This is a genomic window from Oryzihumus sp. JJN4-3R, assembly GCF_057747915.1.
The window spans coordinates 1,610,055-1,634,698 of record NZ_CM173229.1 but is presented as its reverse complement, the minus strand read 5'-3'; the positions used below and the strand labels follow the sequence as shown (position 1 = coordinate 1,634,698).

At 71.5% G+C, this 24,644-nt stretch carries 22 protein-coding genes; 18 read left to right on the top strand and 4 right to left on the bottom strand.

The annotated features are described in order from the left end of the window. Nucleotides 1-82: 82 nt before the first annotated feature. The 8 genes from AC3ANM_RS07445 (at nucleotide 83) to AC3ANM_RS07410 (ending at nucleotide 9,371) form a co-directional block, all read left to right on the top strand. Nucleotides 83-1,081 (top strand): hypothetical protein, encoded by a 999-nt coding sequence (locus AC3ANM_RS07445; RefSeq protein ID WP_488287506.1) that lies wholly within the window; start codon nucleotides 83-85, stop codon nucleotides 1,079-1,081. Continuing rightward, a complete protein-coding gene (locus AC3ANM_RS07440) occupies nucleotides 1,078-2,571 on the top strand; it encodes a DUF4407 domain-containing protein (RefSeq protein WP_488287505.1) in 1,494 nt (497 codons plus the stop codon). The genes AC3ANM_RS07445 and AC3ANM_RS07440 overlap by 4 nt, the downstream gene beginning before the upstream one ends. Nucleotides 2,572-2,583: 12 nt before the next feature. Next, the gene (locus AC3ANM_RS07435; RefSeq protein WP_488287923.1) at nucleotides 2,584-2,790 is read left to right on the top strand and encodes a nitroreductase/quinone reductase family protein; all 207 of its coding nucleotides are present in this window, start codon (nucleotides 2,584-2,586) and stop codon (nucleotides 2,788-2,790) included. Nucleotides 2,791-3,007: 217 nt separating this feature from the next. After that, nucleotides 3,008-5,677, top strand: a complete 2,670-nt coding sequence (gene adhE / locus AC3ANM_RS07430) for a bifunctional acetaldehyde-CoA/alcohol dehydrogenase (protein ID WP_488287504.1) — start codon at nucleotides 3,008-3,010, stop codon at nucleotides 5,675-5,677. Beyond that, nucleotides 5,674-7,056 (top strand): wax ester/triacylglycerol synthase family O-acyltransferase, encoded by a 1,383-nt coding sequence (locus tag AC3ANM_RS07425; protein ID WP_488287503.1) that lies wholly within the window; start codon nucleotides 5,674-5,676, stop codon nucleotides 7,054-7,056. The genes adhE and AC3ANM_RS07425 overlap by 4 nt, the downstream gene beginning before the upstream one ends. Nucleotides 7,057-7,081: 25 nt before the next feature. Beyond that, on the top strand, nucleotides 7,082-7,525 hold the full coding sequence (locus AC3ANM_RS07420; protein ID WP_488287502.1) for an SRPBCC family protein: 444 nt from the start codon (nucleotides 7,082-7,084) through the stop codon (nucleotides 7,523-7,525). Nucleotides 7,526-7,662: 137 nt separating this feature from the next. Further along, nucleotides 7,663-8,844 carry a GmrSD restriction endonuclease domain-containing protein gene (locus tag AC3ANM_RS07415; RefSeq protein WP_488287501.1) on the top strand — a complete coding sequence of 394 codons (1,182 nt, stop codon included), beginning with the start codon at nucleotides 7,663-7,665 and terminating at the stop codon, nucleotides 8,842-8,844. Between the two features lie 29 nt (nucleotides 8,845-8,873). After that, nucleotides 8,874-9,371, top strand: a complete 498-nt coding sequence (locus tag AC3ANM_RS07410) for a DUF427 domain-containing protein (RefSeq protein ID WP_488287500.1) — start codon at nucleotides 8,874-8,876, stop codon at nucleotides 9,369-9,371. 33 nt (nucleotides 9,372-9,404) lie between these two features. Here AC3ANM_RS07410 and AC3ANM_RS07405 read toward each other — a convergent pair whose 3' ends face one another. The 4 genes from AC3ANM_RS07405 to AC3ANM_RS07390 all read right to left on the bottom strand — a co-directional run bounded on the left by AC3ANM_RS07405 (nucleotide 9,405) and on the right by AC3ANM_RS07390 (nucleotide 12,513). Next, complete coding sequence (locus AC3ANM_RS07405; protein WP_488287499.1) at nucleotides 9,405-10,133, bottom strand: VIT1/CCC1 transporter family protein; 729 nt, start codon at nucleotides 10,131-10,133, stop codon at nucleotides 9,405-9,407. A gap of 31 nt (nucleotides 10,134-10,164) precedes the next feature. Continuing rightward, nucleotides 10,165-10,470, bottom strand: coding sequence for a 4a-hydroxytetrahydrobiopterin dehydratase (locus AC3ANM_RS07400; RefSeq protein ID WP_488287498.1), 306 nt, complete (start codon nucleotides 10,468-10,470; stop codon nucleotides 10,165-10,167). Nucleotides 10,471-10,546: 76 nt separating this feature from the next. Then, a complete protein-coding gene (locus AC3ANM_RS07395) occupies nucleotides 10,547-12,088 on the bottom strand; it encodes a hypothetical protein (protein WP_488287497.1) in 1,542 nt (513 codons plus the stop codon). Beyond that, a complete protein-coding gene (locus tag AC3ANM_RS07390; RefSeq protein ID WP_488287496.1) occupies nucleotides 12,085-12,513 on the bottom strand; it encodes a hypothetical protein in 429 nt (142 codons plus the stop codon). Before AC3ANM_RS07390 ends, AC3ANM_RS07395 begins: the two co-directional genes overlap by 4 nt. Before the next feature lie 106 nt (nucleotides 12,514-12,619). Here AC3ANM_RS07390 and AC3ANM_RS07385 point away from each other — a divergent pair, with 106 nt between their 5' ends. From AC3ANM_RS07385 to AC3ANM_RS07340, 10 genes are all read left to right on the top strand, one after another. After that, on the top strand, nucleotides 12,620-13,045 hold the full coding sequence (locus AC3ANM_RS07385; protein ID WP_488287495.1) for a (deoxy)nucleoside triphosphate pyrophosphohydrolase: 426 nt from the start codon (nucleotides 12,620-12,622) through the stop codon (nucleotides 13,043-13,045). Between the two features lie 97 nt (nucleotides 13,046-13,142). Further along, nucleotides 13,143-15,023, top strand: a complete 1,881-nt coding sequence (typA, locus tag AC3ANM_RS07380) for a translational GTPase TypA (protein WP_488287494.1) — start codon at nucleotides 13,143-13,145, stop codon at nucleotides 15,021-15,023. 226 nt (nucleotides 15,024-15,249) lie between these two features. Next, a complete protein-coding gene (locus AC3ANM_RS07375) occupies nucleotides 15,250-16,248 on the top strand; it encodes an ABC transporter permease (protein ID WP_488287493.1) in 999 nt (332 codons plus the stop codon). A gap of 85 nt (nucleotides 16,249-16,333) precedes the next feature. Next, on the top strand, nucleotides 16,334-18,079 hold the full coding sequence (locus tag AC3ANM_RS07370; RefSeq protein WP_488287492.1) for an ABC transporter substrate-binding protein: 1,746 nt from the start codon (nucleotides 16,334-16,336) through the stop codon (nucleotides 18,077-18,079). Between the two features lie 173 nt (nucleotides 18,080-18,252). Next, nucleotides 18,253-19,266 carry an ABC transporter permease gene (locus AC3ANM_RS07365; RefSeq protein WP_488287491.1) on the top strand — a complete coding sequence of 338 codons (1,014 nt, stop codon included), beginning with the start codon at nucleotides 18,253-18,255 and terminating at the stop codon, nucleotides 19,264-19,266. Between the two features lie 39 nt (nucleotides 19,267-19,305). Beyond that, on the top strand, nucleotides 19,306-20,346 hold the full coding sequence (locus tag AC3ANM_RS07360; protein WP_488287490.1) for an ABC transporter ATP-binding protein: 1,041 nt from the start codon (nucleotides 19,306-19,308) through the stop codon (nucleotides 20,344-20,346). 11 nt (nucleotides 20,347-20,357) lie between these two features. Beyond that, nucleotides 20,358-21,407 carry an ABC transporter ATP-binding protein gene (locus AC3ANM_RS07355; protein ID WP_488287489.1) on the top strand — a complete coding sequence of 350 codons (1,050 nt, stop codon included), beginning with the start codon at nucleotides 20,358-20,360 and terminating at the stop codon, nucleotides 21,405-21,407. 49 nt (nucleotides 21,408-21,456) lie between these two features. After that, nucleotides 21,457-23,175: an ABC transporter substrate-binding protein gene (locus AC3ANM_RS07350; protein WP_488287488.1), complete on the top strand. Its 1,719-nt coding sequence runs from the start codon at nucleotides 21,457-21,459 to the stop codon at nucleotides 23,173-23,175. A 43-nt stretch (nucleotides 23,176-23,218) separates the two neighbouring features. Continuing rightward, complete coding sequence (gene mshB / locus AC3ANM_RS07345; RefSeq protein ID WP_488287487.1) at nucleotides 23,219-24,133, top strand: N-acetyl-1-D-myo-inositol-2-amino-2-deoxy-alpha-D-glucopyranoside deacetylase; 915 nt, start codon at nucleotides 23,219-23,221, stop codon at nucleotides 24,131-24,133. Beyond that, nucleotides 24,130-24,633, top strand: a complete 504-nt coding sequence (locus AC3ANM_RS07340; protein WP_488287486.1) for a flavin reductase family protein — start codon at nucleotides 24,130-24,132, stop codon at nucleotides 24,631-24,633. The genes mshB and AC3ANM_RS07340 overlap by 4 nt, the downstream gene beginning before the upstream one ends. Nucleotides 24,634-24,644: the final 11 nt, after the last annotated feature.

Genomic DNA, 24,644 nt, shown 5'->3' with positions numbered 1-24,644 from the left:
TTTTCTCCGTTTTGGTCGGTTGGTCCCCGATGCGCCTTTCATACTTCTGGCACAGGCCCGGAAACATGGAAATGAGGCGCGGGTGCGGACGCTGTTCGACCGGCCACTCCGGCGTGACCCGATCCTGTTCGTCTGGGGCGTCTTCCTCGCGGTCTTGGGCGTCGGCGCGCTGACCGGCAACACCACGTGGCAGGGGCACCTCGAGGCGTGGCGGATCGCCGGGTTCCTGCGGGACTTCCTCAACGGTGCGCTCCTCAGCTTCCTGCTGCTCGCGCTGCTGCCCGCCTTGATTCGGCGTTGGTGGCGATCGCGCCGGGACAGGCTGGCCGACCCGGGACCACGGGCGACCATGCCGACCGACTGGCGGAGCACTTGGGGTCGAGGCGGCGACGGGGGTCTCGGCAGCCGCCGCCAGGACCGGGGCGCCGCGGACCTGGATGCGGACTGGGCCCGCGCCGGCCGGGTGGGCCGTGGCGGAGACTGGGGCCACCGAGGTGCGGGCTCGCTGAACGCTCCCGCGGGTCGGCGCCAGCCGCTACGCGCCCGGCTGGACTCGGCCCCACCGCAGTTCGTCTCGCTCAATGTCACCCCGACTGCGGAGGGTTCCGAGGGGGCGGCGCGGGTGTCCTGGCGCGCGCTCAACGCCGACTCCGTCACGGTCGCCGGCGCCGGGGGCCACCCCATCGCGGGCTACGTTGTCGTGGGCGAGGAGGACGCCCAGGCCGGCTTCGTCGTGACCGCACACGGTCCGGGAGGCACGGACTCGCGCGTGGTGGCGCTCGGCGTTCCCGCCCTTCCCTTGGCGCAGATCACCAGCGTCACCATGCCTCCCGGGCCGGGGATCACCCTGTCCTCGACGGTTCGTCTCGGCAGCCACGACGACTCGCCCCTGGTCAGCACCCTCGCTGGTGTGCTCCGCGGCCATGATGTGGCCGAGTCGCTGAGGAGCCGGCCGGCGCCGTTCCCGGGCATGACCTTCCTGCGCGAGCACCCGCTGCGCCCGGGCCGAAGGGGCCACGCGGACGCACGACCGCAGCCGACCACTTCCGACTCACCTCAACTCCTCCAGGAGGACCGATGAACCGTCGCCGGCCAATGGCGGCGCCCCGCAAGGCTTTTCACGTCCTGCGGAACCTCACTCGTAGTGCAGCCGGCCTGCTGCTGGCTACCGGGCCGCGGGTCGCCCGGGCCATCCGGGCCACGGGTCGCGCGGTTCGCCGTCGCGGCGCAGTGACCGAGTTCCTGCTGTCCATGTCCGGCGCCAACCGCAGCGTCCTCGCGACGGCCCCCGGCGAGCGGGTCAAGCACGCCACGGCTGGTGGGGTGATCCTGACGACGGCCGGGCTCGGAGCTCTCTCCTTCGCCTTCGCCCTCAAGATGGCCGTCCATGCGCCGCTCGTGGTCGCTGTGGTGCTCGGCCTGCTCTGGGGCATGGCCATCGCCAACCTCGACAAGTGGCTGGTGACCGCGAGCAGCCGCCAGCCCACGGTGCTGAAGAACCTGATGATGGCGCTGCCGCGCGTCGCGCTGGCCGTCGTGATCGGGACGGTGGTCTCGACGCCGCTGACGCTGCAGGTCTTCAGCAGCGAGATCAACGACGAGCTCACGGTGATGCACGCCGAGGAGAAGGCGCAGTTCGAGATGCGCCTCGCCCATGACCCCCGGTACCGCGACCTCCCGGCACTGCGGGCCAAACTCGCCCAGATGCAGGACGACCTCGCGCGAGGCGTCTCCTCGGACGCCGTCTTCTCCGACCCCTCGGTGGCCGACCTGCGCTCCCGGCTCGCGGCCGTCGACACCCAGCTCAGCAAGGCGGAGCAGGCCGTGGTCTGCGAGCAGGAGGGCACCTGCGGCAGCGGCAAGGCCGGATCGGGCCCGGCCTTCAAGGAGAAGGTCCGCCTGCGGGACCACCTGCAGCAGCAGCACAGCCAGCTCCAGTCGGCCCTGGACACGCGCACGGCGCAGGTGCAGTCCAGCCTCGCGAGCACGGCGAAGGCGGAGCGGGCCACCCAAGGCCCCGAGGTGACGCGGCTGCAGGAGCGGATCGCCAGCATCCAGGCTGCGCGTGACGCCGACAGTGCCAGCAACAACTCGGCGGTCAACCACGGCGACGGCTTGCTCGCCCGGCTCGAGGCGCTGCACCGGCTCGGTCGGCGCGACCCGACCATGGGCACCGCCCACACGATGCTGTTCCTGTTCCTGACCTCGATCGAGTGCCTGCCGGTGCTCTTCAAGTTCCTGCTCACCCTCGGGAAGCCCTCGCTCTACGAGCAGCTGGTCACCATCGGCGACGAAGCCGTGCTGGCCGAGGAACGGCTCAAACTTGAGGCGCAGCTGGCCCGGGCCGAGCTCGAGGCCAGCGCCGCGCTGGAGGCGCACGAGTCACGGGTGCGCAACCAGCTCCAGGCGGAGGTCGAGGCGGCAAAGTCGGTGCTGGAGTCGCAGACGGAGATGGCGCGGGAGGCGGTCCGCATCTGGCGCAAGGAGCAGGAGCGCCGGGTGGCCGAGGACATCGAGGCGTTCGTGACGTCCGCGTCGCCGAGTGGGTCGCTGGCGGGCGCGCGCGCCTGAGCGCCACCCGGCCTGGACCGCCACCTGCTCACCCACCCGGCGGCGCGCGTGCACCTGGGCGGCCGGGTCCGTGACGTGACAGCCGTGCCGGTTCGCGAGGAGGGGGAGTGGGAGCGGCTCTACGGCCTCTTCGAGACCCTGAGCCCCAACTACCGCTCGTATCGCGCGTGGGCGGGCCAGCAGCGGCCTCGCCTGTTCCGGCTGGTCGCCCGGGACTGAGGCGCCGGGCCGCGATCGGCGGCGCCCTGGGCTTCGCGTGGGTGATGGTCGGCCCCGAGGCGGCACCCGAGGTGACGACCCCCGGAGGAAAGCCCCACCGCAGGCGAGCGTCACCGTGGTGACGCGGAGCGGCCCGCAGGGACCATTGCCTCTGCCCTCGCCGGCTCCCGGCGCGACACGGTGATCGGGACGGACCAACCCGACCGGGGAGCCGAGGATGACCTCCACCAGGACGCGAGCGCCTGAGGCTGCGCCGACGGTCGCCCCGAAGCCGGCCGTCACCGACCCGACGGCCCCGGGCGGCGTGGCCCTCGAGCCGGGGCAGCGCGCCGCTGTTGACGCCGCGGTCGATCGCGCAGCCGAAGCAGCCCGGGCGTTCCGGGAGCTCGACCAGGGGCAGGTGGACCGCATCGTCGACGCCATGGTCCAGGCCGGGGTGCGGGCGGCCATCGAGCTGGCGCAGCTGGCGGTCGAGGAGACCGGGTTCGGCGTCTTCGAGGACAAGGTGGTCAAGAACTACGTCGCCACCGAGTTCCTGGCCGACTACCTGCGCGACAAGCGGTCGGTCGGCGTCGTGGACGAGGACGTCGAGCGCAACCTCGTGCACGTCGCCGAGCCGATCGGCGTGGTCCTGGCGATCACGCCCGTCACCAACCCGACCTCGACGGTCCTCTACAAGGCGATCGTGGCGGCCAAGACCCGCAACGCCATCGTGTTCCGTCCCTCGCCGTTCGCGATCCGCTGCTGCGAGCGGTCCGTGGAGATCCTCCGGGAGGCCGCCGAGGCAGCCGGTATGCCGGCCGGTGCCCTCCAGGTGATCCCCGACGCGGAGCACCGGGTCACCCACTACCTCTTCGCGCACCCGGGCATCGACTTCATCTGGGTCACCGGTGGGCACAAGATCGTCGCGCTCGCCAACGCGGCCGGGAAACCGAGCCTGAGCGTCGGCCCGGGGAACGCCCCGGTCTACCTGCACCGGACCGCGGACGTGAAGGGCGCCGTCGTCGACATCCTCATCTCCAAGACCTTCGACGCCTCGGTCATCTGCCCGGCGGAGCAGACCTGCATCATCGCCGAGGAGATCTACGACGAGACCATCGCCGAGTTCGAGCGCATGGGCGCCCACGTGCTCACCCCGGCCGAGGCCGAGCTCCTGGCCGCCTTCGCCTTCGGCAGTGGGGACAAGGTCAACCTCGCGGCGCTGGGCCAGCTGGCGCCGGAGCTGGCCCGGCGGGCCGGGTTCGCGGTCCCCGCGCATACCAAGGTGCTGCTGGCCCTGCTGCCCGCGGACCTCGACGAGCTGCGGACCCACCCCCTGGTCCAGGAGAAGCTGATGCCGGTTCTCGGTGTCGTCCGCTCACCCGACGAGCGGCACGGGATCGACGTCGCCGTGCTCGTCACGGAGCGTGGGGGGCTGGGCCACACCTCGGCGATCTACGCCAACGACGACGCGGTGGTCTCCGCCTACAGCCGGGCCGTGCGCACGGGGCGGATCCTTGTCAACGCACCCACGGCGGTCGGCGCCCTCGGCGGCGTCTACAACAACCTCACGCCGACGTTCTCCCTCGGTTGCGGCACCTGGGGCGGGTCCAGCACCACCGAGAACGTCAACTACCGGCAGCTGCTCAACATCAAGACCGTCTCGCACCGGCGTACGCCGCCGCAGTGGTTCCGGGTCCCGGCCAACACCTACTTCAACGCCGGGGCTCTGGAGAACCTGCGCGACGTCGACACCGCCAGCGCCGTGATCGTCACCGACGGGCCGAGCGAGGACCGTGGCGTCGCGGCGACGGTGCGGGCCAAGCTGCGGGCAGCCCACGTCCTGGTGTTCAGCGAGGTCACGCCGGAGCCGGACGAGGCGACGATCCGCCGTGGGGTCGAGCTCCTCGGGCGGGTCCACCCCGACCTTGTGGTCGCCGTCGGCGGCGGGTCGGTCATCGACGCGGCCAAGGCCATGCGCCTCTTCCACGAGCACCCGGAGCTCAGCCTTGACCGGCTGACCCTGCCCTTCCTCGACCCGCGCAAGCGGGTGGTCGACTACCCCCGCGACGCGCACACCGTCCGGCTCGTCGCGATCCCCACCACCTCCGGGACCGGCTCGGAGGTGTCACCGGCAGCGGTCATCAGCGTGGGGGACCGCAAGGAGACCCTGGTCGACTACAGCCTGGTGCCCGACATGGCGATCGTGGACCCGCTGCTGACCCTGTCGATGCCCGACGCCGTGACGCTCGACAGCGGGGTCGACGCGCTCACGCATGCCCTTGAGGCGGTCGTGTCGGTGTTCGCCTCGCCGTACACCGACGCCTTCTGCGTGCAGGCCGCCCGGCTGGTCTTCGAGGCCCTGCCGCGGGTCCACACCGACCCCGGGGACCTGTCCGCGCGCACGGAGATGGCCAACGCCGCGACCCTGGCCGGGCTGGCCTTCTCCAACGCCTTCGTGGGCACCAACCACGCCCTCGCCCACGCGGTGGGCGCCCGGTTCCACCTCGCCCACGGGCGGGCCAACGGGATCTTCCTGCCGCACGTCCTGGCCTACAACGCGGGGCTGCCCACCAAGTTCATGCCCGCACCGGGCTACACGGCCTACGTCGCGCCCGACAAGTACGCCCAGCTCGGGCGGGTCATCTTCGGTGGGCGCAGCGCGGAGGAGAGCCGGCGCCGGCTGTTCCACGCCGTCGAGGACCTGCTGGACACCGTCGGTATGCCGCGCACCTTGCGTGAGGCCGGTGTCGACGAGCAGGAGTTCCTCGCGGCGCTGCCCGAGCTGGCGATGACCGCGTTCCAGGACCTGAGCAACCGCACCAACCCCCGGATGCCGTTGGTCGCCGAGATCACCGACCTGCTGCGACGCGGCTACTACGGGGCGGGCGCCGGGGCCGACCGATGAGCGGCAGGCGCGGCATCGGGCCGGTCGACACCATCTGGCTCAACATGGACCGGCCGAACAACCTCATGGTGATCGAGTCGGTGATGTTCCTCGAGGCCGTCCCTGCGTGGGAGCGGTTCGTCAGCGTGGTGCAGGCCCGGCTGATCGAGCCGTTCCCGGTGTTCCACCAGCGGGCGGTGCCACCGCGCACGCCGGTCGGGCTGCCGCACTGGGAGGACGACCCCGACTTCTCCCTCACCCGGCACCTGCGCCGGGTGAGGCTGCGCCCTCCGGGCGACGACCTGGCCCTGCAACGGCACATCGAGCGGCACCTGCACGTGCCGCTGGACCACGCCCACCCGCTGTGGGAGGTCCACCTCGTCGAGGGCTACGGCAGCGGCGCCGCCGTCTTCTGCCGGTTCCACCACGCGCTGGCCGACGGGATCGCGCTGACCCGGGTGATGCTCTCGCTCACCGACGAGTCGGCGGGGGATGACCTCGCCGGGCGCGGCGGGGACCTCGTGCCGCTGCGGCCGGGCACGGTCGCCGGGCCCCTGGTCGCCGCCCTGTCCACGGGGGTGTCGGCGGCGCAGCACGCGGTCGGTGCTGCGCTGCGCCTCACGCGGCCGGCCGGCCTGGCCGACGCCGTCGGGCTGACGGTCCGGACCGGGCAGGTGGTGGGTGACCTGCTGTTCACCCAGAACCCCGACACCGCGCTCGGCGGCACACCCGGGGTGCCCAAGCGGGCCGTGTGGTCCCAGCCGTGGCCGCTGGCCGACCTCAAGCACATCGGGCGCCTGGCCGGAGCCACGCTCAACGACGTCCTGCTCAGCGCCGTTGCGGGGGCCCTGGGGCGCTACCAGCTCGACCACGGAGGCGTGCCGGTCGACCTGGCGACCATGGTGCCGGTCAACGTGCGGCCCCTGGACAAGCCGCTGCCGCGCGAGCTCGGCAACAAGTTCGCGCTCGTCTTCTTCACCTTCCCCTGCAGCGTGCAGGCGCCGCTCGAACGGCTGGCGGAGACGAAGCGGCGGATGGACTGGCTCAAGCACTCACCGGAGGCGGCCGTGACCTTCGGGCTGATCACCGCGATCGGCCGGACCGCGGCCCAGCTCGAGCGATACGTGGTCAACTTCTTCGCGGACAAGGTGATCGGGGTGACGACCAACGTCGCGGGGCCGAGCAGCCGGCGCTACCTGGCCGGGGTGCCGATCAGCGGGGCCCTCGGATGGGTGCCCGGCTCGGGGCGTCAGACGGTCGGGGTGTGCATCTTCACCTACGCCGACACCCTGCGGGTGGGCTTCCTCGTCGACGCCGGGTGCGTCCCCGAGCCGGAGAAGCTCCTGGACGGCCTCGACCGTGAGCTGGCGGACCTCGTGGCCCTGGCGCGGGCCGTCTAGCGCGGCCAGGGAGAGGGAGGACCAGATGCCTACCGACACCTCGACCCAGAGCGTCGAGATCGCGGCTTCCGCGGCTGACGTCCTCGCCACCCTGCGGGACGTGGCCGGCCAACCCGACTGGATCCCCGAGATCCTGGAGGCCGAGGTGCTCACGACCTTCGACTCCGGGCTGCCCGAGACTGCGCGGTTCAAGGCCAAGGCCACGGTCGGCACCGACCGCTACACGCTGTCCTACGACCACGACGACGACGGCATGAGCTGGACGATGCTCTCCGGGGTGCTGCAGACCGGGCAGGAGGGCCGCTACACGGTGACGCCTCTGGCGCCGGGGCGGGTTCGGGTGACCTACGAGCTGACGATCCACCACAACCTGCCGCTGCCGGGCTTCGTCCGCTCGCGGGTGATCCGCGGGCTCGTCGCCAGCACCCTGGGCGGCCTCAAGTCGCACCTGGAGGGTGCAGCGGCCTGACGGTCCGGGGACGGGACCAACCGGGACCACCGGCCCCCTCGAGCTGGCCGGGGCGCGTCACCTCGGAGGCCGGCAAGGATGGGTGGTTCCGCGCCAAAACGCCCACGCGGCAAGGCTCTTGGGCCTACCGTCGTCGCGTGCTCGTGCTCCTGCTGCCGGTGATGCTTCTCGACGGGGCCGCCTCCGGTCTGCTGGCCCTGGCGGGTCTGGCCGTGGCCGGGGTCGGCCTGACTGCGACGTTCCGAGGCCAGGTGCGGTGGGCCCACGTGCGGTCCCGGACGGTCGGCGCCGGCATCGCCGCGGCCGGCCTGGTGCTGGCCGTCGGCAGCGCCGCGGCCGCGCCGCGCAGCCCCTCCACGCTCGCCGCGTCGGGGCGCCCGTCCGTCGTCGCCCCGAGCCCCACCACGGCGCCCACGCCCGCCGCCCCGGGGACCGCCTCCGCCCCATCCCCTTCGACCACGGCGCCCCGGTCACTGCCCGCGACCGCCACAGCCGCGGCGCCGGAGGTTGCCCGCCCCGGCTCGGCGCTCGCCGCGCTGGCCACCCTGGCGGTCAAGGGGCGCGCCCCGAAGACCGGCTACGCCCGCACCGACTTCGGCCAGGCGTGGGCGGACGTCGACCGCAACGGCTGCGACACCCGCAACGACGTCCTGCGACGCGACCTCACGGCATACGTGCTCAAGGCCGGCACCCACGGGTGCCTGGTCCTGCGCGGCAGCCTGCACGACCCCTACACCGGGCGCACCATCGCGTTCGTGCGGGGCACGACCACGTCCCTGGCCGTCCAGATCGACCACGTCGTGGCGCTGTCCGACGCCTGGCAGAAGGGTGCGCAGGGCTGGAGCCCCACCACGCGCGTCGCCTTCGCCAACGACTCGCTCAACCTGCTCGCCGTGGACGGGCCGACCAACGAGCGCAAGGGCGACGGCGACGCGGCGACCTGGCTGCCGCCGGCCAAGGGCTACCGGTGCGCGTATGTCGCGCGGCAGGTCGCGGTGAAGGCGCGCTACCACCTGTGGGTCACCGCCGCCGAGCGCGAAGCGATCCGCCGGGTGCTCGCCGCGTGTCCCGGGCAGCCGCTGCCGAGCGCGCCCGCCTTCCGGCTCGGCGGGGGCCGGGTGGAGACGCCGGCGCCCGCACCTGCCCCGGTGCCGCCTGCCCCGCTGCCGCCGGCGCCCACGGTCGGGGGAGGGCTCGACCCGCGCTTCGGCACCTGCACCGAGGCCAAGGCGCACGGCTACGGCCCCTACGTAAGCCGCCGGGACCCCGAGTACGACTGGTACCAGGACCGCGACCACGACGGCATCGTCTGCGAGTAGGCGGGGCGTCCCGTGCCTACGCTGACCCCGTGAGCACACCGCGAAGGCAGCCGCCCGGTCCCGGACAGGAGTCGGTCTGGGACTACCCGCGCCCGCCGGCCCTGCGCGCCGCCCACCAGCACGTCCAGGTCTGGCTCGGCGGCCGGCTGGTCGCCGACACTCGTGCCGCGCTGCAGGTGCTGGAGACCAGCCACCCGCCGACCTGGTACCTGCCGCGCGGCGCGTTCGCCGAGGGGGCGCTGCGGCCGGCGGCCGGCACGAGCTGGTGCGAGTGGAAGGGCACCGCGCACTACCTCGACGTCGTGGCCGGCGACCGCGTGGCCGAGCGGGCCGCCTGGTTCTACCCGCGGCCCAACCCTCGCTTCGCCGACCTGCTCGACCACGTCGCCGTCTACCCCGCGGCGATGGACCGCTGCACCGTCGACGGTGAGCCGGTGCAGCCGCAGCCCGGCGGCTTCTACGGTGGCTGGATCACCACCAAGGTGGTCGGCCCGTTCAAGGGCGAGCCGGGCACCCTGGGCTGGTAGGGCCCCCGACGGGAGCCGCGGCGCGCCGTGGCGTCAGACCGCGATACCGACGAGCGCACCGATCCCGTAGGTGACGGCCATGGCGACCAGGCCACCAACCACGTTGCGCCACACCGCCTTGGTGCGCTTCGCGCCACCGAGTCGCGCGCTGATGACGCCGGTCAGGGCGAGGGAGAGGATCACCGCGACGACGGTGACCGCCACGCGGCCGCCGGCCGGCGGCAGGGCGATCGCCAGCAGCGGCAGGATCGAGCCCACGGTGAACGCCACGAACGAGGCCAGCGCCGCGTGGGTGGGGCTGGTGAGGTTCTCCGGGTCGATCTTGAGCTCGACCTCGGCGTGGGCGGCCAGCGCGTCGTGCTCGGTGAGCTGGACCGCGACCTGGTGGGCCAGGTCGTCGGACAGGCCCTTGGCGGAGTAGAGCTGGGTGAGCTCGGCGAGCTCCTCCTCGGGGGTCTCCCGCAGCTCGCGGCGCTCCTTCTCCAGGAGCGCGTGCTCGGTGTCGCGCTGGGTGCTCACCGAGACGTACTCGCCGACGGCCATGCTCATCGCCCCGGCGGCCAGGCCGGCGATGCCTGCCGTGAGGATCGCGCTGAGGTTGGCCGTGGCACCGGCGACACCCACGACGATGCCGGCCGTGGACACGATGCCGTCGTTGGCGCCCAGGACACCGGCGCGCAGCCAGTTCAGCCGGCTGGCGACGTCCTTGCCGTGCGGCTCGTCGTGGCCGTTGTCGGAGGCGTCGACGTGCTCCATGGTCATGCGGGATGTGCTCCGTTCGGGGACGTGGTGCTCAGCGGGTGCGGGCGCCGAGCGCGCCGGCGGCCTGGGCGATGCGGTGGGCCAGCTCGATGTCGAGCTGGGTCACGCCGCCGGCGGAGTGCGTCGAGAGCCTCCAGCGGGTGACCTTCCAGCGGATGTCGATGTCGGGGTGGTGGTCCATCTGTTCCGCGGCGTCGGCCGCCTCGGTGACCAGACGGATGGCGGCGGCGAAGTCGGGTGCGTCGTAGGCGGCGACCAGCGCCTCGCCCTCGAGCGCCCAGCCGGGCAGGTCGGCGAGCTGCCGGGTGATCTCCTCGGACGTCAGCAGTCGGCTCACGGCACGAAGCGTGACAAAGTTCCGGCCCGGTGTCGACGCAGGCTTGCCTCACCGCGTCGCGCGCCGGCGCCTGCCCTCAGCCGATCGCCCGGTCCACCGTCCATCCCTGGGTGGCGACGGTGGCCTCGCCGGTGTCGGCGACGAAGCCGTCGCGGCGCAGCGACGCCACGAAACCCGCTGCACCCGCATCGCGCTGCGCGGCGGCCCGGTCGACCGCTGCCGCGGCGGCGGCGTAGCCGTCGATGGCGTGGTTGAGGGTGATGCGGTGACGGTCGAGGTCGAACTCGTAGGTGAGGTGGTCCAGCCGGTCCGGGTTCGGCGCCCCGTCGAGGTCCTTGACGATGTCGCCGGACGCCTCCAGGGACAGCACGTGCACGCCCTCCGGCCGGGTCATCGTCGCGATCGGCGACCCGGCCGTGACCACGTGGGTGATGTGGAACGCCTCGGGCCGGGCGGGCCCGCGCCCGTGGACCTGCCCGCTCTCGTGATGCTGCGCGACCTGGGCGGCCCGCAGCCGGCTCTGGTCCGCGGCGATCTTGTAGGCCGTCATCCCGCCCTCGCTGTGGCCCACGAGCATCACCGGCGCGTCCCGGGGGACGCCCGCGCGCTCCATCGCCTGGAGCACCCCGCGGGAGTAGACCGTGGACCGGTCACCGACCAGCCGCAGGTTGCCGCCGAGGTCGGGTGCGGACCGGCTGCGCCACTGCGCGGGAGGCGGCAGCCACGAGTCCGTGCCGGGGATGTTGACGATGTATGCCGTGCGCGCGCGGCCGTCCGGGCCCCAGGTCGTCACGCGGCGGATGTCGACCGCCCCGCCGGGCCTGTCCGCGGTGGTCCTCAGGCTCTGCACCAGCGCGCCGACCCCGGTGACGGACCCCGGGTCCTTCTGCCAAGCCGGCGTGCCGTCGGGGTCGATCGGTCCCGTGGCGCGCACCACCGAGGTGCCGTCGCGGAACAGCTGCTGCACCCCTCCGGACGCCTCGCGGGTGGTCAGCGGGGGGAGGCCTGCCGGCCGCGCCAGCGCCCCGGCCGGCCCGGCCCACAGCGACATCCCGGTGATCAGCCCGCCGCCGCCGTGGACGAGGTGTCCGACGAGCCAGGGGTGGGCGGTCAGCGTGGACTGCAGCGTGCCGCTGGCCAGGCTGCACGCGCCCGTCAGGCCCGGGACGTCGGCGCCGACGTGGCACGCGTCCCAGCCGGCGAGCCCGATCCCGGCCAGGGCCGGGGCCCGCAGGCCGACCTGCAGCCCCACCACGTCGTCGACGACGGTCCACAGGCCCTCGACGCCGTGCTCGGCGGCGTCGTAGGCGCGGGCGGCCACCTCCAGGGAGGCGCCGAGCACCCCGGCGGCAGCGGCCGCGCCCAGCGCCCCACCTGGTCCGGCGACCGCGCGCAGGACCGCCGCCTCGGCGGCGGCAGCCGTCGTCGGCGACAGGGGTGCGCTCAGGGCGAGGTCCGGGTCGGTGCACGCGGACCGGGACCGCCAGGCCTCGAGGGCCAGGGCCTTCGCCTCCTCAGCGAGCACCCCGGCGAGCCGGGTCAGGTCGCCCAGGTGCACCGCGATGCCACCCGGCCCGCCGCGTCCGTGCAGCACCACTGAGCCGCCGTCGTCGCTCACAGCGAGATCCCCAGGCGGGCGAGCCGGGCCGGCACCTCGAGCCAGTCGCGATGGCCGGTCGGCGGCAGTGCCAGGGCCTCGAGCCGCGCCGGCCCCACGGCGGCGGCTGGGGTGCCGGCCAGGTGCTCCAGCCGGGCGCCGAGCTGACGGACCTGGTCCTCGACCCGCCGGATCCGGTCCAGCTGCTGCTCCACCGCGGCAGCATGGTCACGCATCGCCGAGGCGCCCTCGGCGTAACGCCGGGCCACCTCCTGCATCGACCGGACCTGGTCCTCGGCCCGGCGCCGCATCAGCCCGGCCGCGGTGGACTCCCAGTGCACGCCGGCCGCGCTGCGCCGCAGGCGGGTGGCACCGGCGTCGACCCGCAGCCCCTCCTCCGCGAGGCGGTGGGCCAGGACGCGAAGGTGCTGCGGATCGCCATACATGGCATGCCCCCCAAACGTTCTCCAGTGGAGCCAAACTAAGGCGAACCGACGCATTTCGGCGGTCTGTCCACAAGGGGGTGCCCGGGCACGGCACACTGTGACCGCCATGGATGCCCACACCACCTCCGGTCTCGTCGTCGGCGCCGCGATCGTCGACGACCTCCACCGCCCCACGACCCTGCTGGCCGCGCGCCGGACCGAGCCCGCCGCACTCGCCGGCGGCTGGGAGCTGCCCGGCGGCAAGGTCGAGCCGGGCGAGGACCCGATCGAGGCCCTGCACCGCGAGATCGCCGAGGAGCTCGGGGTCGAGGTCCGCCTCGGCCGGGTCGTCGAGGGGCCCCTGGGCGGGGCCTGGCCGCTGGGGGACCGTTACGCCATGACGGTCTGGCTCGCGGTCATCACCGCCGGGGAGCCGCAGCCCCTGGAGGACCACGACGTGCTGCGCGTGCTCCCGGCGGCCGAGCTCCACGCCGTGCCGTGGCTGCCCGCGGACCGGCCGATCGTGGACGCCGTCGCCGCCCTGATGCGTTGAGCCAGCCGCCCCGACCCACCGCTTGACCTCGCGCGCGCGTACGCGCGGAACAGCACAGTGGTCAGCGGCACGCCCAAAGCCTGAGACACTGGAGCACATGCCCATGCAGACCCGCGGCGACATCCGCAATGTCGCCATCGTTGCCCACGTCGACCACGGCAAGACCACTCTTGTCGACAAGATGCTCTGGGAGGCCGGCGCCTTCGGAGAGCACCAGCACGTCGACGAACGTGCGATGGACTCGGGTGACCTCGAGCGCGAGAAGGGCATCACCATCCTCGCGAAGAACACCGCGATCCGGTATGCCGGCCCTGCGGCCGCCGCGGCGGGGGAGCCGGGCGGGGTGACCATCAACATCATCGACACCCCCGGCCACGCCGACTTCGGTGGCGAGGTCGAGCGCGGTCTGTCCATGGTCGACGGCGTGGTCCTGCTCGTCGACGCCTCCGAGGGCCCGCTGCCGCAGACCCGCTTCGTGCTGCGCAAGGCGCTCGCGGCGAAGATGCCGGTCATCCTGTGCATCAACAAGGTCGACCGTCCCGACTCGCGCATCGCCGAGGTCGTCGACGAGACCTACGAGCTGTTCATGGACCTCGACGCCACCGAGGACCAGATCGACTTCCCGATCGTCTACGCCTCCGCCAAGAACGGCCGCGCCTCGCTGACGCGCCCCGAGAACGGCGAGCTGCCCGACGACGAGAACCTCGAGGCGCTCTTCGCCACCATCCTGGGGACCATCCCGGCCCCCTCGTTCGACCCCGAGGCGCCGCTGCAGGCCCACGTCACCAACCTGGACTCCTCCAACTTCCTGGGTCGCCTGGCCCTGCTGCGGGTCCACAACGGCACCATCAAGAAGGGCCAGCAGGTCGCCTGGTGCAAGACCGACGGCACCGTCGAGCGGGTCAAGATCACCGAGCTGCTGATGACCGAGGCGCTCGAGCGCAAGCCGGCCGAGGAGGCCGGCCCCGGTGACATCATCGCCATCGCGGGCATCGCCGACATCATGATCGGCGAGACCCTCGCCGACGCCGAGGACCCGATCCCGCTGCCGGTCATCACGGTCGACGAGCCGGCGATCTCGATGACCATCGGCACCAACACCAGCCCGATGGTGGGCCGGGTCCGTGGCTCCAAGGTCACCGCGCGCATGGTCAAGGACCGCCTCGACAAGGAGCTCATCGGCAACGTCTCGCTGCGCGTCCTGCCGACCGAGCGGCCCGACGCCTGGGAGGTCCAGGGCCGTGGTGAGCTGGCGCTGGCCATCCTGGTCGAGCAGATGCGCCGCGAGGGCTACGAGCTGACCGTCGGCAAGCCGCAGGTGGTCACCCGCCAGGTCGACGGCAAGCTGCACGAGCCCGTCGAGCGCCTCACGATCGACACCCCCGAGGAGTTCCTCGGCGCGATCACCCAGATCCTGGCCGCCCGCAAGGGCCGCATGGAGCAGATGACCAACCACGGCACCGGCTGGATCCGCATGGAGTTCCTCGTGCCCTCCCGCGGCCTCATCGGCTTCCGCACCGAGTTCCTCACCGAGACGCGGGGCACGGGCATCGCCCACCACGTCTTCGAGGACTACGAGCCGTGGTTCGGCACGATCACCACGCGCACGAGCGGCTCGCTGGTCGCCGACCGCAGCGGTGCCGTGACCGCCTACGCGATGGTCAACCTCCAGGAGCGCGGCACGCTGTTCGTCGAGCCGACGACGGAGGTCTACGAGGGCATGATCGTCGGCGAGAACTCCCGCGCCGACGACATGGACGTCAACATCACCAAGGAGAAGAAGCTCACCAACGTGCGCGCCTCCTCCGCGGACAACTTCGAGAAGATCGTCCCGCCGCGCAAGCTCAGCCTCGAGCAGTCGCTGGAGTTCTGCCGCGAGGACGAGTGCGTCGAGGTCACCCCGGACGCGGTCCGCATCCGCAAGGTCAACCTCGACCAGACCGAGCGCGCCCGCGCCGCAGCCCGCGCCCGCAAGTAACCACAGGTCACCACCCCCTTGGCGCCCCGGAGCACTGTTGCTCCGGGGCGTCAAGCATGTGTCCATATTCGGTCACGATCCGGCGACAACCGCTCGGCACTGGTTACATCCGGGACCGGCTGGTCTAAGGTTTCGCAAGGTCAAGGGCAGGCAAAGTTCCCACGAACCAGCCTGTCCGAAGGCCATGATTCGCCCGTCGCACCCGGCTGAAAGAGGAAGTTCCCGAATGACTGTCAGTGCCGGCCAGTTCGAGACCGAGGCGCCGCCGGTCGCGCCTGAGGAGTCCTCGAAGATCGTCGGCCGGTCGCCGTGGCAGATCGCCCGTGCGCGGCTCCGCAAGGACAAGGTCTCCATGACCTCCCTCGTGGTCGTGGTGCTCTTCCTCCTCATGGCCATCGCCGCGCCGATCCTGGACCACTTCGGCATCATCGACCCCCAGTCGCTGCACAACGAGCTCGTGCAGGGGCCGGCGTCCATGCCGACCGGCGCGTTCGGTGGCGTCAGCGCCGACCACTGGCTCGGCGTCGAGCCGCAGACCGGCCGTGACCTGCTCTCGCGCCTGGTCGCGGGCGTCACGCTCTCGATGCTGATCGCGATCTCCGCCACCCTGATGAGCGTCGTCATCGGCGCCATCCTCGGCATCATCAGCGGCTACATGGGCAAGTGGGTCGACTTCGGCGTCGGCCGCTTCACCGACCTGGTCCTGGCCTTCCCCCAGCTGCTCATGCTGCTGGCGCTCTCCCCGGTGCTCATCGACCGGATCAGCGCCATGGGCGTGCCGCCGGGCAACCCCTCCGCCGTGGTCTACCTGATCGTGGTCCTGGGCTTCTTCGGCTGGCCGTTCTTCGCCCGCATCGTGCGTGGGCAGGTCCTCTCCCTGCGCGAGCGGGAGTTCGTCGAGGCCGCCCGCTCCCTGGGTGCCCGTGGCCCGCGGATCTGGTTCACCGAGCTGCTGCCCAACCTGTGGGCCCCGATCCTCGTCTACACGACGCTGATCCTGCCGACCAACGTCTCGGCCGAGGCCGCGCTGAGCTACCTCGGTGTGGGCGTCAAGGCGCCGACGCCGACCCTGGGCAACATCCTCAACGACTCGGTGACGTTCCTCAGCGCCGACCCGACGTACTTCCTGCTCCCGGGCATGTTCATCTTCGTGTTCGTCCTGTGCTGCAACCTCCTCGGTGACGGTCTGCGGGACGCGATGGACCCGAAGGCCGACAGGCACTGAGTCACCACCCCCTAGATGTCCCCGGGCGACCCGCCGCGGGGCGGACAGCCGCCGATGTGGCGGAGCGACTGCAAGAGGAGAGCGCATGAAGCGCACAGACAAGAGAGTGGCTGCAGTAGCGCTCTCTGGCGTTGTGGCCCTGACCGCCGCTGCTTGTGGCGGTGGAGGTGCCACCTCCAGCAACACCGCGAGTGGGGGAGCCTCCGCCGCTGCCCAAAAGGGGGGCACCCTCTACTACCTGACGAAGCGGGCCGCCGAGCACCTTGACCCGCAGCGCACCTACATCGGCCGCGACATCGCGAACGAGGCCCGCATGGTGTACCGCACGCTGACGACCTTCCCGGTCGCCACGGGCAAGGACGCCAGCAAGCTCGTCGCCGACCTCGCGACCGACACCGGTACGCCCTCCGACGGTGGCAAGACCTGGAAGTTCACGCTGAAGGACGGCGTGAAGTGGCAGGACGGCAAGGCCATCACGTGTGAGGACTTCAAGTACGGCGTCTCCCGCACCTTCGCGGTCGACGTCATCACCGGTGGCCCCAACTACGCCATCCAGTTCCTGGACATCCCCAAGGACTCCAAGGGCGGCTCGGCCTACAAGGGCCCGTACGCCAACGACGCCAAGGGCCAGGCACTGTTCGACAAGGCAGTCACCTGCGCGGGCAACTCGATCACCTTCCACCTGAGCAAGCCGGTCGGTGACTTCAACTACACGGTGACCATGCCGGCGTTCGCCCCCTACCGCAAGGACCAGGACAAGGGCGACAAGTCGAACTACTCCATCTTCTCCAGCGGCCCCTACATGCTTCAGGGCACCTGGACGAAGAACAAGGGTGGCACGTTCGTCCGCAACCCCCAGTGGGACGCCAAGACCGACACGGTCCGCAAGGCCAACCCGGACACGATCATCTTCACCGAGGGCCTGACCGACGAGGTCATCGCCCAGCGCATGATCAGCGACCAGGGCAACGACAAGTTCGCGGTGACCGACCGCCGCGTCCCGCCGTCGTTCCAGCCGCAGATCCTCGCGAACCCGCAGATGAAGTCCCGCTCCGAGAACGTTGACGCCCCCTACGTCGACTACCTGGTGCCGAACTTCAAGAAGATGACGAACCCGCTGGTCCGTCAGGCCCTCGCGGTCTCCACCGACAAGACCGGTTACGTCACCGCTCTCGGTGGGTCCACGGCTGGTCGCCCGTCGCAGACGATGATCTCGCCGTCGGTGCTCGGCTACAAGGACTTCAACGCGTTCAACGCTCCCGACAACGGCGACGCGGCGAAGGCCAAGCAGCTGCTCACGCAGGCCAAGGTCAAGATGCCGTACCCGATCACCTTCACCTACAGCGGTGGCACGCCCACCTCGGAGAAGTACGCCGCGGCCCTGAAGGCCGGCTGGGAGAAGGCGGGCTTCGCGGTCACGCTGAACGAGCTCACCGACACCTACTACGACGTCATCCAGAACCCGGCGAACTCGCTGAAGTACGACGTCACCTGGGGCGGTTGGGGTGCTGACTGGCCGTCGGCCTCCACGGTCATCCCGCCGCTGTTCGACAGCCGCGTGAACCTCTCGTCCGCCTCCAACGGTCAGGACTACGGCTACTACGACAACGCCGACTTCAACAAGAAGATCGACGAGGCGTACGCCACCACGGACCTGAACAAGCAGGCCGCGATGTGGGGCGACCTGGATGAGTCTCTCGCCAAGGACGTGGGCTACATCCCGCTCGCCTACGAGAAGTTCTTCCTGATGTGGGGTTCCGGCATCAAGGGCTGGATCGACAACCCGTCCGTCAGCGACTACCCGGACCTGGGCACCATCGGAGTCAAGTGACCGACTCCACCGGGGTGATCGTCTTCGGATGATCACCCCGGTGGGGGCATCGCATCCCACGACTGGGGGCACGTACATTGGTACGTGCCTCCAGCCGTGGAGCCAACCCCGGCGAACGCCACGCCGGCTGAGTGAGAAGTGAGGTGACCTCACCACATCCGTGGTGACCTCCCATGCTGTACTACATCATCCGGCGCATCGTGGCTGCGGTGCTGATGCTCGTCGTCATCAGCATCGTCACGTTCGGCATCTTCTATGCCAGCCCGACTGATCCCGCCCGCCTCACCTGCGGGAAGAACTGCACGCCGCAGTCGATCGCGGCCAACCGCAAGTTCCTCGGTCTGGACAAGCCCCTGTCCGTGCAGTACGCCGACTTCATGAAGGGCCTGGTCGTCGCCCGGGACTTCCCGGACGACCCGGTGTTCATCAAGAACAACCCCGACAAGGTCACCCACTGCCCGGCCCCGTGCCTCGGGTACTCCCCGCTGCAGACGCAGCTGGTCACCGACCTGGTGAAGCAACGCCTGCCCGTCACGCTGTCGATCACCCTCGGGGCGTTCGTCATCTGGATCGTCTTCGGCGTCGGCTTCGGCATCATCGCCGCGCTGAGACGCGGCAAGCTCGCGGACCGGGGTCTGATCGGCGTCTCGCTGGTCCTCTACTCGTTCCCCACCTTCTTCCTGGCGCTGCTGGCCTACAACTACCTGTCCACGCAGTGGGGCCTCTTCCCGGTGCCGCAGTACGTCCCGCTGACGCAGGACCCGCGCGGCTGGTTCATGGGCCTCGAGCTGCCGTGGCTGACCCTGGCCGCCGTCTACGCCGCTGGCTACATCCGCATCACCCGGGCCTACATGCTCGAGACGATGGGCGAGGACTACCTGCGCACCGCGCGCGCCAAGGGCCTGGGTGAGCGCACCGTCGTCCTCAAGCACACCCTGCGCGCCGCCCTGACCCCGATCGTGACCGTCGCCGGCCTCGACCTCGGTGGCCTGCTGGCCGGTGCCGCGATCACCGAGACCGTGTTCAACTTCAACGGACTGGGCCGGGCCACCGTCGAGGCGGTCTCCGTCTTCGACCTGCCGGTGATCGTCGCCCTGGTCCTCGTCGCCGCGTTCTTCATCGTCGTGGCCAACCTCGTCGTCGACCTGCTGTACGGCGTGATCGACCCCCGGGTCCGCCTCGCCTGACCCCAGGATGAGCCGGTTCCACCAGCGAAAGGTATTGCAGTGACCGCAGCCTCCGAGCACCCGTTCCTGGAGGTCAAGGACCTTAAGGTCCAGTTCCCGACCGATGACGGCCTGGTCAAGTCCGTGGACGGCATCAGCTTCTCGCTCGAGCGCGGAAAGACGATCGGCATCGTCGGCGAGTCCGGCTCCGGCAAGTCCGTGACGAGCCTGGCCGTCCTCGGGCTCCACCGCCGCTCCAAGGCCAAGATCTCCGGCCAGATCCTGCTCGAGGGCGAGGACCTGATCACGGCCTCCGACGCCCGGGTCCGCGCCCTGCGCGGCGACCAGATGGCGATGGTCTTCCAGGACCCGCTCTCGGCGCTGCACCCGTACTACACGGTGGGCGACCAGATCATCGAGGGCTACCGCATCCACCACAAGGACGCGTCCAAGGCCAAGGCCCGCGCCCGCGCGATCGAGATGCTCGACCGGGTCGGCATCCCCAACCCTCAGCGTCGGATCGACCAGTACCCGCACGAGTTCTCCGGCGGCATGCGCCAGCGCGCGATGATCGCGATGGCGCTGGTCAACGACCCCAAGCTGCTCATCGCCGACGAGCCGACGACGGCCCTCGACGTGACGGTGCAGGCCCAGATCCTCGAGCTGATGAAGGACCTGCAGCGCGAGTTCGGGTCGGCCATCATCATCATCACCCACGACCTGGGTGTGGTCGCGGACGTCGCCGACGACATCATGGTGATGTATGCCGGTCGTGCCGTGGAGAAGGGCAGTGTCAAGGAGGTCTTCTACCAGCCGCAGCACCCCTACACCTGGGGCCTGCTGCAGTCCATGCCTCGCCTGGACAAGCTGCGCAAGGCCCGGCTGGACCCGATCCCGGGCAACCCGCCGTCCCTGATCAACGCCCCGGCAGGCTGCAAGTTCGCGCCGCGCTGCACCCACCGCGGCGAGGTCAGCGGCGACCTGTGCACGACGACCGAGCCCGAGCTGCTCGAGGTCGGCCCGGGTCACAGCGCCCGGTGCCACATCGACGCCATGCGCCGCACGGAGATCGCGGAAAACCTGTTCGGGAAGAAGCTGTGACGGAGAACCCCATGGACACCACGCCCCGCGTCCAGGACGCACCCGCCCCGCAGCAGAGCGCCGACCGTGCCGGCGCTCCGCTGCTGCGGATCACCGACCTGCAGAAGCACTTCCCGCAGCGCCGGCCGGGCATCATCTCCCGGCCCGACGCGCCGGTGAAGGCCGTGGACGGGATCAGCCTGGACGTCCGGCGCGGCGAGACCGTCGGCCTGGTCGGCGAGTCCGGCTGTGGCAAGTCCACCGCCGGTCGCACCATGCTCCGGTTGCTCGAGCCCACCGGCGGCACCATCGAGTTCGACGGTGAGGACGTCACCAAGGTCGGGGGCGACCGGCTCCGGCGCCTGCGCCGCGAGATGCAGATGGTCTTCCAGGACCCGTACGGCTCGCTCAACCCCCGGCACACCGTCGGCAAGATCATCGCGGCGCCCTACGACATCCAGGGCATCGAGCCCGAGGGTGGCGTGCGCAAGGCCGTGCAGGACCTGATGGAGCGCGTCGGCCTCAACCCCGAGCACTACAACCGCTACCCGCACGAGTTCTCCGGCGGTCAGCGGCAGCGCATCGGTGTGGCCCGCGCCATCGCCCTGCGGCCCAAGCTGCTGGTCTGCGACGAGCCGGTTTCGGCGCTCGATGTGTCCATCCAGGCCCAGGTGATCAACCTGCTGGAGGACATCCAGGACGAGCAGGGCATCGCCTACGTCTTCGTGGCGCACGACCTGTCGGTCGTCCGCCACATCTCCGACCGCGTCGTGGTGATGTACCTCGGCAAGGTCATGGAGGAGGCGGACCGCGACACCCTCTACGAGGCGCCGCTGCACCCCTACACGCACGCCCTCCTGTCCGCCGTGCCGGTGCCGGACCCCGACCGGGAGGCCAAGCGCGACCGGATCCTGCTCACGGGTGACCTGCCCAGCCCGCAGAACCCCCCGTCGGGCTGTGTCTTCCGGACCCGCTGCCCGAAGGCCCAGGAGAAGTGCGCCGTCGAGGTGCCCCTGCCCGTCGAGATCCAGCCCGGTCACCGGGTGGCCTGCCACTTCCCGGAGGAGCGGTCCGTCGTCTGATGGCCGCTCGTCCCGACGTGGTGTCCCCGTCCGGCTGCCCGGACGCGTGATGCCGGCTGCGAGGTCCCGTCGCCTCGCCGCTCTCGGCGTGCTCGTGGTGCTCACCGGCACCGCGTGCTCGTCCGGGGACGGCGAGGCGACGACCCCCGCCTCCCCTCCGGCGCGGGGCGGGACGCTGTCCGTCCTCAACCAGGTCCCGGTCCGGACCTGGGACCCCCAGCGGATGTATGACCCTGCGACGATGTCGTTCGCCGGGCGCGTCTTCGAACGCACACTGACCACCTTCGGCAGCGGCCACAGTGCTGCCGAGCAGTCGAAGCTGGTCCCCGACCTGGCCACCGACACGGGCAGGATGTCCGACGGCGGGCGGACCTGGAAGTTCACGCTGCGCTCCGACGCGACCTGGCAGGACGGCAAGCCGGTCACCTGCAAGGACGTGAGGTACGGCGTCTCGCGCAGCTTCTCCGAGCAGGTCAGCGGCGGCCCCGACTACGCCGCGCTCTACCTGGACATCCCCCGCAGGGACGACGGCTCCAGCGCCTACCTCGGCCCCTATGACCGGACCGGCCAGAGCCTGTTCGACCAGGCCGTGACGTGCTCGGGCCAGGTGATCACCTTCCACATGAGCCGGCCCTTCACCGACTTCAACCAGGCGGTGACCCTGCCGGCGTTCGGTCCCTACCGGCAGGACAAGGACAAGGGCTCGGCCTCCCGCTACGCCGTCTTCTCCAACGGGCCCTACATGCTCTCCGGCGAGTGGTCCCCGGACCGGGGCGGCACCTTCGTGCGCAACCCCGCCTGGAAGCCGGCGTCGGACAGCATCCGCAAGGGCTTCCCGGACCGCATCACCTACACCGAGGGCATGCCCAGCGAGTCGTCGATCCCGCGGATCATGTCCGACAGCGGGGACGCCCGGTTCGCTGTGTCACAGGAGCCGGTCCCGCCGGCGCTGCAGGCCCAGATCCGCTCCAGCAAGGGCGTGGCCGCGCGGTCGACCAACCCGTTGGCGCCCGACGTGGACTACCTCCTGCCGAACTTCCGCAGCTCGGCGATGAGCCACTCCAAGGCCCGCCAGGCGCTGGCGATGTCGACCAACCGCGACGCCTACATCACCGCCTACGGCGGCCCCGCCGCCGGGGAGCCGACCTTCGGCGTGATCAACCGCTACCTGCCGGCGTTCAAGGACTTCAACCCCTTCGGCACCCCCACCGCGGGCGACCCCCAGGCAGCCCGCAAGGTGCTCGAGTCCAGCGGCCTGACGCTGCCGGTGCCGATCACCGTCGCCTACTGGAAGCGGCCCACCGCCGACAAGGCGTTCGCCGCCCTGAAGGTCACCTGGGAGATGGCCGGCTTCAAGGTCACGCTCAAGGGCATCCCCGGGGACTACTACTCGGCGGTCCAGGGCTCGGCCGGTGACGCGGACGTCTTCTGGTCGGGCTGGAGGCCGGACTGGCCGTCCGGGTCCACCGTCATCCCGCCGGTCTTCGACGGACGGCTCAGCAGCGGCCTCAGCGACTCCGGGCAGGACCTCGGACACTTCAACGACCCGGCGGTCAACGACCGCATCGACCGGGCGCAGCGGCTGGTCGACCCGCGCCAGCGCGAGCAGGCCTGGGGCGACCTCGACGAGGCGCTGGCCCGCGCCGGCGCCCACGTGGCCCTGGACAACCAGAAGCTCATGTTCGTCCACGGCTCCGGGGTCAGGAACTACTCCGACAACGTCACCCTCGGCGGTTACGTCGACCTCGCCGGGATCGCGGTCCGATGATCCGGTCCACGCTCGACGCCGGCGCCGCCACCTGGTGGCGGTCGTGACCGCGCCCGTCCCGCCCCGCCGGTTGCTGTTCGTCCACGCCCACCCGGACGACGAGACGCTCACGACCGGCCTGACGATGGCGCACTACGTCGCCGCGGGGCACGAGGTCCACGTCCTGACCTGCACCCTCGGCGAGGAGGGGGAGGTGATCCCGCCCGAGCTGCGCCACCTCGCCGCCGACCGCGAGGACCGGCTCGGGCCGTGGCGCCGGGAGGAGCTGCGCCGGGCGATGGACCGCCTCGGCGTCGCGCACAGCGTGCTGGGAGAGGACCCCGCGACCGGGGTCCTCTCCCGCTACCGGGACTCCGGTATGGCGGGGACGCCCAGTGCGGCGCACCCCGACGCCTTCGCGGGGGCGGACGTGGCCGACGCGGCCGGCCTGGTGGCCGCCCACCTGGGCGCGCTGGCCCCCGACGTGGTCGTCACCTACGAGGAGCACGGGGGCTACGGCCACCCCGACCACATCCAGGCGCACCGCGTGACCATGGCCGCGGTCGCCTCGCTGGAGCCCGCGCGCCAGCCGCTCGTCTACAGCATCGTCACGCCCCGGTCCTGGGCCCGCGAGGACCGGCTCTGGCTGGCCGGTCATGTCGACCCCACCATCGACCCGGCGCTGGAGGTGCCGGCTGCCGACGCCCCCTGGCCGCCGTCTGTGGTGCCAGACACGCTGCCCACGCACGTCGTCGAGGTGCCCGAGCACGTGGCGGCCCAGTCGGCCGCCCTGGCCGAGCACGCCACCCAGGTCCGCGTCTTCGAGGGCTACTACGCCCTGTCCAACGACATCGCCGCCCGGCTCGCCGGGCGCGAGGCCTTCGTGCGGGTCGACCCCGCCACCGGGCTCCCGGTGACGGACACTGCGGGGGATGCCGCACGGCATACCGGCCTGCTGCCTGAGGAGGGAGACCTGTGAGCGCTCAGGAGTCACTGCCGGACGTCGACCTGTTCCGACGGGCGATGGGTCGCTTCGCGACCGGGGTCACCGTCGTGAGCACCGTGGCCGGTGGCCACGACCACGCGATGACCGCCAACGCCGTCACGTCGGTCTCGCTGGACCCGCTGCTGCTGCTCGTCTGCGTGGAGCGCGACGCACGCTTCCACGACGCGGTGCTCGAGGCGGGGGTCTGGGGCGTCAGCGTCCTCGCGGCAGCCGGGCGGCCGACCGCGGACTGGCTCGCCACGCGCGGGCGCCCGCTGCACGGGCAGCTGGACCGGATCGCCCACCACCGCGGTGCCGGGACGGGGGTGGCCCTGCTCGACGGGTCGCTGGCGACGTTCGAGTGCCGCACCACCGCCGTCCATGACGGCGGCGACCACAGCATCGTCGTGGGCGAGGTCGTCTCGGTCGCGGCGGTCGAGCATGCCGGGGACGCGCTGCTGTACTACCGCGGGCGCTACGAGACGCTGGCCTAGCCGGCCACAGG

Excerpts from the sequence above, each read along its gene's own strand:
- AC3ANM_RS07440 (WP_488287505.1), top strand. The coding sequence starts at position 1,078 with ATGAACCGTCGCCGGCCAATGGCGGCGCCCCGCAAGGCTTTTCACGTC.
- adhE (WP_488287504.1), top strand. The coding sequence starts at position 3,008 with ATGACCTCCACCAGGACGCGAGCGCCTGAGGCTGCGCCGACGGTCGCC.
- AC3ANM_RS07425 (WP_488287503.1), top strand. The coding sequence starts at position 5,674 with ATGAGCGGCAGGCGCGGCATCGGGCCGGTCGACACCATCTGGCTCAAC.
- AC3ANM_RS07420 (WP_488287502.1), top strand. The coding sequence starts at position 7,082 with ATGCCTACCGACACCTCGACCCAGAGCGTCGAGATCGCGGCTTCCGCG.
- AC3ANM_RS07405 (WP_488287499.1), bottom strand. The coding sequence starts at position 10,133 with ATGACCATGGAGCACGTCGACGCCTCCGACAACGGCCACGACGAGCCG.
- AC3ANM_RS07390 (WP_488287496.1), bottom strand. The coding sequence starts at position 12,513 with ATGTATGGCGATCCGCAGCACCTTCGCGTCCTGGCCCACCGCCTCGCG.
- AC3ANM_RS07385 (WP_488287495.1), top strand. The coding sequence starts at position 12,620 with ATGGATGCCCACACCACCTCCGGTCTCGTCGTCGGCGCCGCGATCGTC.
- typA (WP_488287494.1), top strand. The coding sequence starts at position 13,143 with ATGCCCATGCAGACCCGCGGCGACATCCGCAATGTCGCCATCGTTGCC.
- AC3ANM_RS07375 (WP_488287493.1), top strand. The coding sequence starts at position 15,250 with ATGACTGTCAGTGCCGGCCAGTTCGAGACCGAGGCGCCGCCGGTCGCG.
- AC3ANM_RS07370 (WP_488287492.1), top strand. The coding sequence starts at position 16,334 with ATGAAGCGCACAGACAAGAGAGTGGCTGCAGTAGCGCTCTCTGGCGTT.
- AC3ANM_RS07365 (WP_488287491.1), top strand. The coding sequence starts at position 18,253 with ATGCTGTACTACATCATCCGGCGCATCGTGGCTGCGGTGCTGATGCTC.
- AC3ANM_RS07355 (WP_488287489.1), top strand. The coding sequence starts at position 20,358 with ATGGACACCACGCCCCGCGTCCAGGACGCACCCGCCCCGCAGCAGAGC.
- AC3ANM_RS07350 (WP_488287488.1), top strand. The coding sequence starts at position 21,457 with ATGCCGGCTGCGAGGTCCCGTCGCCTCGCCGCTCTCGGCGTGCTCGTG.